The sequence below is a fragment of the Shewanella sp. GXUN23E genome, from assembly GCF_050865035.1.
GTDB lineage: Bacteria > Pseudomonadota > Gammaproteobacteria > Enterobacterales > Shewanellaceae > Shewanella.
The window spans coordinates 41,486-51,357 of record NZ_JBOZWP010000031.1 but is presented as its reverse complement, the minus strand read 5'-3'; the positions used below and the strand labels follow the sequence as shown (position 1 = coordinate 51,357).

General features: G+C 52.9%; 7 protein-coding genes. 2 read left to right on the top strand and 5 right to left on the bottom strand.

The annotated features are described in order from the left end of the window. Positions 1–177 precede the first annotated feature (177 nt). Entirely contained in the window at positions 178–690 is a 513-nt protein-coding gene (locus ACRRUX_RS19790) for an HPP family protein (protein ID WP_432533840.1), read from the top strand. A 448-nt stretch (positions 691–1,138) separates the two neighbouring features. Here the strand turns inward: ACRRUX_RS19790 and ACRRUX_RS19785 are convergent, their stop codons facing one another. The 4 genes from ACRRUX_RS19785 to ACRRUX_RS19770 form a co-directional block, all read right to left on the bottom strand. Then, positions 1,139–1,576: a GNAT family N-acetyltransferase gene (locus ACRRUX_RS19785; RefSeq protein ID WP_432533838.1), complete on the bottom strand. Its 438-nt coding sequence runs from the start codon at positions 1,574–1,576 to the stop codon at positions 1,139–1,141. Between the two features lie 41 nt (positions 1,577–1,617). Then, positions 1,618–4,416: a formate dehydrogenase subunit alpha gene (gene fdhF, locus ACRRUX_RS19780; protein ID WP_432533836.1), complete on the bottom strand. Its 2,799-nt coding sequence runs from the start codon at positions 4,414–4,416 to the stop codon at positions 1,618–1,620. Between the two features lie 2 nt (positions 4,417–4,418). Continuing rightward, positions 4,419–6,155 carry an NAD(P)H-dependent oxidoreductase subunit E gene (locus ACRRUX_RS19775; protein ID WP_432533834.1) on the bottom strand — a complete coding sequence of 579 codons (1,737 nt, stop codon included), beginning with the start codon at positions 6,153–6,155 and terminating at the stop codon, positions 4,419–4,421. 152 nt (positions 6,156–6,307) lie between these two features. Continuing rightward, positions 6,308–6,811 (bottom strand): malate synthase, encoded by a 504-nt coding sequence (locus tag ACRRUX_RS19770; RefSeq protein ID WP_432533832.1) that lies wholly within the window; start codon positions 6,809–6,811, stop codon positions 6,308–6,310. Between the two features lie 154 nt (positions 6,812–6,965). Between ACRRUX_RS19770 and ACRRUX_RS19765 the strand changes: the two genes are divergently transcribed. Further along, positions 6,966–8,477 (top strand): DUF3612 domain-containing protein, encoded by a 1,512-nt coding sequence (locus tag ACRRUX_RS19765; protein ID WP_432533846.1) that lies wholly within the window; start codon positions 6,966–6,968, stop codon positions 8,475–8,477. 488 nt (positions 8,478–8,965) lie between these two features. Here ACRRUX_RS19765 and ACRRUX_RS19760 read toward each other — a convergent pair whose 3' ends face one another. Beyond that, positions 8,966–9,718: a Nif3-like dinuclear metal center hexameric protein gene (locus tag ACRRUX_RS19760; RefSeq protein WP_432533830.1), complete on the bottom strand. Its 753-nt coding sequence runs from the start codon at positions 9,716–9,718 to the stop codon at positions 8,966–8,968. Positions 9,719–9,872 lie beyond the last annotated feature (154 nt).

Sequence of the window (9,872 nt, the reverse complement as noted above, 5' to 3'; positions counted from 1 at the left end):
AACCATCCCAATTGCCTTTACGCAGGTTCCCGCTCAATGCCTATTGCCAAACACTTATGGCTCAAGTGAATAGCAACAAAGCTAAATTAACCTTCATCTGAATCAATGTTGCCGACGGTTCCCTATTTTCCTGTCGTCCGGCAGACTGAGCTTTTCGTTACTTCACGGGAAGCTGTGATGCAAGAACATAAAGTCACTTTGCTGCAGAACAACCGTCTATTGACTGCCATGGTTTCCGCCATTGGCGCGGCGCTGTGTATTTGGACGTTGGCCGCCATCGATAACAGTTTAAACAGTGATTGGGTATTGATGGCTCCCTTTGGGGCTACCATGGTCCTTATCTTTGGGGTACACCAAAGCCCTCTGGCGCAGCCCAAAAATGTCATTTTCGGTCACCTGATCACAGCCGCAGTCGGGCTTATCTTTATCAACAGCCTGAGCGTGACGCCGCTGACGTTGGGGTTGGCGGTTGGCTGCGGCGTTTTCTTGATGCTGTTAACTGATACCACTCATCCGCCGGCCGGGGGAAATCCGCTGCTGATTATGCTTGGGGGTCATTACGACTGGACTTTTCTGTTTCATCCTGTCCTGCTCGGAACTGTGGCAATCGTCATACTGGCAGTGATTTACCATCGATTTATTCCGGGTCATATTTATCCCTACAAACCGCAGACCACCCACAAGAGTTAACGCTGAACATTCGCTGAAATGAAGTGGCCCCATGGCTAACTGCCATGGGGCCACTCTTTATTTTTATTGTAGTTTGCGTACTCGCCCGGCGGCACTTCTGCACGCATTGATGCGACCAGTTTTACCCAGGGTAGGCAAATTCAGCACCGGACAGGGACACAGTATCGCGTACACCTGTAAGTTCAAAGCAGTCAAAAGTTTGAATTGTTGCAAAACACAGATTTACCGGAACAAAGCATCAATATTCACGTTCATTAAAGGGGCTTGTACTGATGATAAAGTACAGTAATGAACCCCAGTCCCAGAGGCCGCTGATATCGAAAAATACGCCATGGCCGGTGTGTAAGGCTTACTTTTCAGCTTTAGGGAGCGGCAGTGAGCTCCTGTCACAGATCGTTCCCGGCAACACCTCGGCCCACACCAATCAGGATGGTGCAGACCATGCCGGTCATCGAGCCTTCAGCTCAGCAGTAAGCCCGATATCGTCCTGTTTGCCCGCTGCCTTCATATAAATCTGTGGATCCCAGCGTTGCATTAAACTTTCAGGATTGGGCACAGGAACAAACTCAAATTGGCGGTACAAGTGATGGGCGTCGCGCGTTGCCAGCAACATTCGTCTGAGCCCCTGTAACTGGGGATGGGCCACTATCATACTCATCAGTTTTTTGGAAAGTCCCAATCCCCGGTGAGCCTCAAGCACATACACATCGGCCAGATAGGCAAAAGTCGCAGAGTCAGTGATCACCCGCCCAAAACCAACCTGCTTCCCGCCACGAAACACTCCAAAACACAGTGAATTATCCAACGCTTTATCAAGGATCTCGAACGGGATCCCCTGCGCCCAATAACTGCTCACCAGAAATTGATGAATTGCATGCCTGTCCATCAAGTGTGCACCACATACAAACTGATAATCTGCCGGTTGATTCATTTCTCAATACACTCCCCTGGTGATGCGGCTTCAACCCTGACAGCGGAAAATTTAAACTCAGGAATTTTACCGACTGGGTCGAGGGCTTTGTTGGTCAGAATATTGGCTGCGGCTTCCACGAAGGCGAAAGGCACAAATACCATATCTTCGGCAACTGCCCAATCGGCCCTGGCAAGCAGACTGATCTCCCCGCGTCGACTGACAATTCTGACTCTGTCACCCGGCGCTATATCAAGGCGTTTTAATGTGTGTGGATGCAATGAACAATTGGCGTGCGGCTCTACGCCATCAAGTACTCTGGAGCGGCGGGTCATGGTACCTGTGTGCCAGTGCTCAAGCTGGCGACCGGTTGTCATAATCATCGGATATTGGTCGCTGGGAATGTCATCCGGTGGCAACAGATCCGCCGGTGTAAATCGCGCGCGGCCACCGGGCCTGGGAAAGCAATTGGCAAAGACCACCGATGCACCGGGCAGGCTTTCATCTTCACAGGGATAAGTGACAGCGCCTTCCCGCTCCAACCTGTCCCAGGAGATATTGTCCAGAGACCGCATCAACAGTTTCATCTCATCAAATACTGCACGGGGAGAATCATAATGCCAATTCAGTCCCAGTTTGACGGCCAGCTGCTGTAATATCTGCCAATCGGCCCGGGCTTCCCCGGGGGCGTTGACCGCCTGACGGGCCATCTGCACCTGACGATTGGTGTTGGTGACGGTACCGGATTTTTCAGCAAACGCCGCCGCAGGCAGGATCACATCGGCAAAGCAGGCCGTCTCGGTGACAAAAATGTCCTGGACCACCAGGTGCCTGAGTTTAGCCAGCGCGGCCCGGGCATGGGACAGGTCCGGATCTGACATGGCGGGATTCTCACCCAGAATATACATGCCGCAGATTTCATTGCTGTGGATAGCATCCATTATCTCAACCACAGTCAGTCCTTTTTCAGCTGACAGACTCCCCTCTGGCTGCTGCCACAACGCCTCGGCGCTGGCTCGTGCGTCAGTACTGGTCACACTCTGATAATCCGGCAAAAACATCGGGATAAGCCCGGCATCAGAAGCGCCCTGCACATTGTTCTGCCCCCTCAGGGGATGCAGCCCGGTGCCCGATCGTCCCACCTGACCACACATCAACGCCAACGCAATCAGGCAGCGGGCGTTATCAGTCCCATGCACATGCTGACTGACGCCCATTCCCCAGAAAATCATGGCTGAGCGGGCAGTGGCAAAGGTTCTGGCTACCGCCCGAATGTCCTCTTCAACGATGCCGCAAATTGGGGCCATTTTTTTTGGGGAAAAAGCCCTGACATGCGCCTTCATCGCCAGCCAGTTTTCGGTATGCTGATCTATGTACGCCTGATCCTGCAGCTGCTCGTCAACAATCACATGCATAATGGCATTCAGCAGCGCCACGTCAGTTCCAGGCCGAAACTGCAACATATGACTGGCAAACGGTTTGAGCGTGGTACCTCTGGGGTCCATCACAATAAGCTGGCCGCCCCTGCGGGCAAACTGCTTGAAAAAGGTGGCGGCAACCGGATGATTTTCCGCCGGGTTGGCACCGATCACAATTGCCACATCCGCATGCTCAATTTCGTTGAAGGTTGCGGTGACGGCCCCTGACCCAATATTCTCCATTAGCGCAGCGACCGAAGAGGCATGGCACAGGCGCGTACAGTGGTCCAGATTGTTGTGTCCAAAGCCCTGTCGGATCAGTTTCTGAAACAGATAAGCTTCTTCGTTGGTGCATTTGGCGGAGCCAAATCCAGCGACGCTTGCGCCGCCCTTTTCCGCCTTCAATCGTGCCAGTCCATCAGCAGCAACGCTCAATGCCTCTTCCCAGCTGGCCTCCCGAAAATGGCTCAGCGGGTTGGCCGGGTCGACATTCAGACCTTTGACTGCCCCGCTCAGGCGGATTAGCGGTTTGGTCAGCCTGTGGGGATGCTGGATATAATCAAACCCAAAGCGCCCTTTCACGCACAGCCGCCCCTGATTGGCCGGTCCATTCAAGCCATCAACCTGAATAATCCGGTTGTCATCCACCTGATATTGCAATTGACATCCTACCCCGCAAAATGGGCAAACCGAGGCAACAGCAGTCACTCTTTCCCCCGCATGCTTTTCACTGGACGGGATAACCGGCAGCAGCGCACCGGTGGGACATACCTGAACACATTCTCCACAGGCGACACAGCTCGACTGTCCCAACGGGTCAAACTGGTCGAATATCACCTCTGTCGCGCTCCCCCGCATCGCCAGTGCGATAACGCCATTTACCTGCACTTCATTGCAGGCACGTTCACAGAGCCCACACTGGATACATGCCTGATGATTGACACTGATCGCCGGGTGACTGTTGTCCGCCAAGGCGGGGGTTTTGTCACCAACGCCAACTGCCTTGGGAAAATGCCCGCCGGTTACTCTGGCCTCGGCGGCCAATCTTGCCAGAGGTGAGTCTGCAGCCAGTCCCTGAGCACTGCTCATCAACAGCTCAAGTACCCCCTTTCTGGCAGCCCGCGCCCGCTCACTTTGGGTATGCACGACCATGTTAGCCACTGGCCTGCGCAAACAGGAGGGCGCCAGTACCCTTTCGCCTTCAATTTCCACTAAGCAGGCACGGCAATTACCATCAGGTCGATATCCCGGGCGCTCGCAGAAACACAGATGGGGTAACGGATTTCCGCAACGTTCAGCCACTTGCCACAGGGTTTCGTTGTCCATGGCCTCGACCGGTTTGCCATCAAGGGTAAATACCAGACTCCGGTTATCGGAGGGTGTGTTGGCGCGGCTCATCTTCACACCTCGTCAGGGAAATAACGGATAAGGGTTCGAAACACATTGGGTGCTGCCTGGCCCAATCCACAGATAGAGGCATCTGACATAACCTGTCCCAGCTCAGTCAGCAGACCTACGTCCCAGGTTGGCGTCTGCATCAGCGTCAGAGCCTTGTCACAGCCAAGGCGGCACGGCGTGCACTGACCACAGCTCTCGTGGTGAAAAAACGTCATCATATTCAGCGCCGCCATGCGCACTGAATCCCGGGTAGACAAAATCACCACAGCAGCAGAGCCAATCAGTGAGCCAAGGGGCTGCAGGGTATCGAAATCCAGGGGCACATCAGCCAACCGGGCTGGCAGCAGACCGGAGGACGGTCCGCCGGGCTGAAACGCATAGAATTCATGGCCAGGGGCCATGCCACCGGCGGCCAGGATGATGTCGCTGATACTGCTGCCCGCAGCCAACAGATATACCCCGGGGTTGACCACCCGGCCGGAAACCGAATAAGTTCTCATCCCGGTGCGACCGTTTCGTTCGACCTGTCGTAATAACTGCTCGCCTTCGCGACACACCCTGGCAATCCAGTACAGGGTTTCAATGTTATGCACCAGAGTTGGCCGTCCAAAAAGCCCTTGCTCAGCAACGTAAGGTGGCCGCTGCCTGGGCAAACCTCGCTTACCTTCAATTGATTCAAGCATGGCGCTCTCTTCACCGCAGATATAGGAGCCTGCGCCGCGACGAAGTTCAACAAAATCTGAGGCTATCAGCCCATGCTGCGTCATGGCTTCCAGTTCTTGAGTCAAGATTTTCAGCGCTGCCGGATATTCATCCCGCACATAGATGTAAATTTTTTCAGCGTCAACCACCTTTGCGGCCAGCAACATACCCTCCAGTATCAAATGCGGGCGGGTTTCAAGATAGTATCTGTCCTTGAAGGTACCTGGCTCACCTTCATCGGCATTCACCGCCATCAATCTGGGACCGGGATGAGCACGGACAGCCGCCCATTTTCTGCCACTGGGAAAGCCAGCCCCCCCCATGCCCCGGAGTCCCGCAGCATCTATGGCTAGTTCGATTTGCCCGGCATTCATTTCCCCACTCTCCAACGCCCGAAAGTGAGCATATCCCCCCTGCTTCAAATAGACGTCCAAATCTTCATAAACAGGCAGAGATGGGAACAGGATGCGTTTTTCCACAACCTCGAGCACATCAGCAGCAATGGCGTTATCAACCGGATTGTGGCCAGCCATCACCGCCGGCGCCCGATCGCACCGCCCCATACAGGGAGCCCGCAGTATTCGAACAGACTTGCCTTTACAGAGATGCTCAAGTTCACGGGCCAGTGAATCACTGCCTGCCAGTGTGCAGGACAGCGAATTGCAGACTCTGAGAGTCATGTCCGGCAAGCCGGGGGCGTCATCAGCCAGCAGATCGAAGTGACTGTAAAAACTGGCAACGGAAACGACTTCACTCTCGGTAATATTGAGCCAGTGAGCCAACGCCTTGATATGGGCCCGGCGCAGTCCGCCGTGTGAATCCTGGATACGGTGCAGATATTCAATCAGCAGATCCCGTCGCTTTGGCATCTTCTCGACACAGGCCTGTATCTGTTGCAGTGCCAGCTCATCCAGCATGCGTCCTTTGGCTGCCGGTTTGCCCTTACCCCGACTCTGTTTCCAGATCCCGGCTTCCTGTCGTTTTTCCTTCCCGGTCATCACATTCATCCAGCCAACAATCACCTCACTTGTAATCACATTGTTATCAATCATTGCAGGGATGAACAAGTCTGATGCCGCTGATACAAATAAATGTCCTGATGACGTGCGAATTTTCCCGGACCGTTCCCCCACAACGACAAAAGGCGCCAAAGCGCCTTTTATGTGATCTGCAGTGACAGCGGTAATTGCTATCCCATGCTGGTTTGCAGGTGATATGCCTGTCCGTCTTTCGCTGTGAATGCCCTGTTACCCATCGCATCTGCACTGCGTGCACCATGCAGCAGGCTCAACCAGATCCGGCAGGAAATGGATTTGGTCAGGCTGGTTTCCACCTGGATATCTTCGATATGTGCAGCATTGGGATTGTTAGCCGTTCTGTCAAAACTGACTTCAATGTGCACCTCACCCACCTTAAATACCAATGCAGAAGGCTCATCCCTGTGACCGGAAAGCGCCACAAATTGCGATGGTGTTTTCAATCCGCTTTGACTGCCATCGGCAAAAAACGCCAACAGATGTTGGTAGTACACTACATAACTGGTGACGTCCTGATGAGACCCCTGCGCCAGTGGACAATGTTCATCGAGGAAACGACGGGCGCTATCCAGCATCTCACTTGAATGGTCAGTATTGCCTGTCGGTCGGGTAATTTGAGTTTGGCGCTCATCCTGTTGCATCATAGTCATATTCATGGTGTTTTCCTCACTGCACTGCTCGATCACGGTTGTTTGTTGGCATTTTGCCCTGCCACAGTGGTCGCTATCTCACCAACTGCTTAATTTGTAGACTAGCGAATTTTTATATACAATTTCACAATAAAAATTTTACAGTGTGAATTTTACAAAAATGCGCAGTGAACAGAGCCTCAGCAGAAAATCTCATTTCCTTGGTACAAAGATACGTAACCTACGGAAACGTAACCATTTAACAATGGAAGATCTGTCTGCGCGCTGTATCCGGCTCAATCCGGAGTCAGCGCCATCAGTCTCTTATCTGTCGATGATCGAGCGGGGTAAACGGGTTCCCAGCCAACAAATGCTGGAAGTTATTGCCGCGGTATTTCAAAAAGAAATTAGCTGGTTTCTGGATGAAATGCCTGAGCAGGAGGCCATCACTCCGGAAAAAGGCCGACGCGGTGGCATCAGCGGCATGGCTCTGGAGCCAGGGTTTCTGTTCTCCCAGGATATTCTGCAAATTGCGATTCCCGAGATGCTGTCACAGACCGGGATCAGTGGACGTCAATTTGCTCATCTGTTGATCCGCGCTCATCAGGAGCACCACCAAAACCATTTCCCGGATCTGGAACGGGTCGCTGAAGAAATTGGCAATAAACAACTGGGTCTGACCGTCGATGACTTAACCGCCTTGCTCAAAAAACAAGGTGTAAAAATCAAATGGTTTGACGAGCCGGTATCCCTGGCTCTGGATGATATGGGTGGCCGCTCAGGCCGCCTGACAACGTCTTACTTTGAGGCCCCCGGAACTATCTTTCTCAATAAGGCCCTGAAACGACAAACAACCCGTCTGAAATATGATCTGGCAGTACATCTGGGACACAGCGTGCTGCACAGCGTTGATGCCAGCCGCAGTCCATTGAGCGCTGGCCGCACCAGAATTGAGCAGGACGCAGACAACCTGCTGACAACGCCTAATCCCCAGGACATCCTACATGCCTGGCGCGACTTTGAGGCGAGTTTTTTTGCCGGAGCCCTGCTCTGCCCCAAAGTACCTTACCGGCAGTTACTGGATCAGCATGGTTATGAGATCAGTGTGCATCAGAAAATCGACGTATCACCATCGGTGGCTATGCGCCGAATGACGGTCGCCTCGCCCTATCCGCACTGGCACTATTTCGATGCCTACGCCCCGGGCAAGCTTAAAGCCGTGTACCGGGGTAATGGCATTCCGCTGCCCTGGGGGAATATGCGCCAGGTGAAAGATCCCTGTCAGCACTGGGCCGTATTTCGAATGATCAATGCCAAAGTGCCAGGTGAATCTTCGGCGCAACTGTCCTTGTTGAACGTCAATGGTGAGCCGCGGATCTATTGTTGTGAGTCCCTGCAGGTTGCCGATCTCGCCGGTAATCCTCATGTCCTGTGTGCAGGTATTGATTTGAACCCTGCCATCGATGCCCAGGATGGCAATGCGTTGGAATTGGCCCGGGAGCTCAAGCAAATCTGTGTTGATAGAGGAGGCTCTGCGCCTATTCCGCTGGCAATTCGCAAACGTCTGCAAACCGTGTCCCGCATCCTTAACATCAACTGGATTGAACGTGCCATCGCATCAGATGCGAGACTGATCTGCTCCCGCGGCGCGGTCTGCCCACGGGATCCCAGCTGTTATCATACGGACGAGTAATGCTCTTTAAGGCATCCAGATCCCGCAGTTCGACGAATTCAGCGGGATTGTCCAGCCCAGGATAGATACTTTAATAGTGACCGCCGGTATCGTTCAGTGTGATTTTGATAGGTATGATGTTGATATTTGGGCTCGCAAATAGTCGATATCTCAGCACGCCTTGCTGACACTTGATATATCCAAAGCTCGATTCAACCAACTATATTTCGTGCCAGGCAATAAACCCTTGGTTCATCAGGCCATAGCAAATGATAATGCCGCATTCATCAACCGAAATCGGTCGCCGTACCCTTGCCTGGACTTCAACGTTCCCCTCAGTAAAGCCTGACCGGTGACAACGCTAAAAACGAGCAAACAGCCAGCCACAGATTGTGTGTTTACCCTCAGCGACATCGCCAATTCCCTTCAGGCTTTAAAGGCCGTCAAGTTGTGAGGTCAGTGCAATAAAAAAGCCGCAAATGCGGCTTTTGGAGAAGGCATGACAATATTTATACCGGATTGGGGACATCAATAAACTCATGCTCCAGCCCAAACTTCTGCGCCAGATGTTCACCCAGGGCCTGGATGCCAAAACTCTCCGTCGCATGATGTCCGGCACAAAAATACTCAATGCTCTGCTCAGTGGCGGCATGGAAAGTGCGCTCTGACACTTCACCCGAAATAAACGCATCCACCCCATATTGCACTGCGATATCCAGATAGTCCTGCGCACCACCGCTGCACCATGCCACACGTTGGATTAACCGCTCAGGAGAGCCAAGATGTAACGGTGCCCGTCCCAGGGCCAGCTTGATTTTCATCGCAAATTCGCTGGCGGTGATGGGTTGTTCCAGATTGCCACGCCAAATCAGTCCCTGCGCAACATCTTCAATGGGCATGGCATTTTCTATAGCGAGTTGACGGCCCAGGGTGACATTGTTACCTACCACCGGATGCGCATCGAGCGGCAAGTGGTAGCCCAGCAGGTTAATGTCATTAATCAACAGCGCCTTAATGCGCCGCTGTTTCATTCCGACAATTTGTGCAGGCTCGTTTTTCCAGAAGAAACCATGGTGCACCAACAAAGCGTCGGCCTGACGCGCAGCCGCAGCATCAATCAGTGGCTGACAGGCAGTCACACCGGTCACAATCCGATGAATCTCATCCTTGCCTTCAACCTGCAGGCCATTGGGGGCATAGTCGCGGAATTTGTCAACTTGCAGAAATTCAGCCAGATAGGCGATTAAATCAGTTCTTTTCATCGCGTTAAATCCTGTATTTGTCCTGTCCCGAGTGTACCTGAATGTCGATTTTAGCCCTAACCACAAATACAAGTTTATACCTTTGAATTGGCTTGTTAACTGATGACAAGTCACATGAATACAGGTCGAAATTGGACAATTCGGCCTGTTAGCC

What these genes read in the sequence shown, in the direction of transcription:
- ACRRUX_RS19760 (WP_432533830.1), bottom strand. Translation starts at nt 9,718, where the DNA reads ATGAAAAGAACTGATTTAATCGCCTATCTGGCTGAATTTCTGCAAGTT.
- fdhF (WP_432533836.1), bottom strand. Translation starts at nt 4,416, where the DNA reads ATGAGCCGCGCCAACACACCCTCCGATAACCGGAGTCTGGTATTTACC.
- ACRRUX_RS19770 (WP_432533832.1), bottom strand. Translation starts at nt 6,811, where the DNA reads ATGAATATGACTATGATGCAACAGGATGAGCGCCAAACTCAAATTACC.
- ACRRUX_RS19790 (WP_432533840.1), top strand. Translation starts at nt 178, where the DNA reads ATGCAAGAACATAAAGTCACTTTGCTGCAGAACAACCGTCTATTGACT.
- ACRRUX_RS19785 (WP_432533838.1), bottom strand. Translation starts at nt 1,576, where the DNA reads ATGGACAGGCATGCAATTCATCAATTTCTGGTGAGCAGTTATTGGGCG.
- ACRRUX_RS19765 (WP_432533846.1), top strand. Translation starts at nt 6,966, where the DNA reads ATGCGCAGTGAACAGAGCCTCAGCAGAAAATCTCATTTCCTTGGTACA.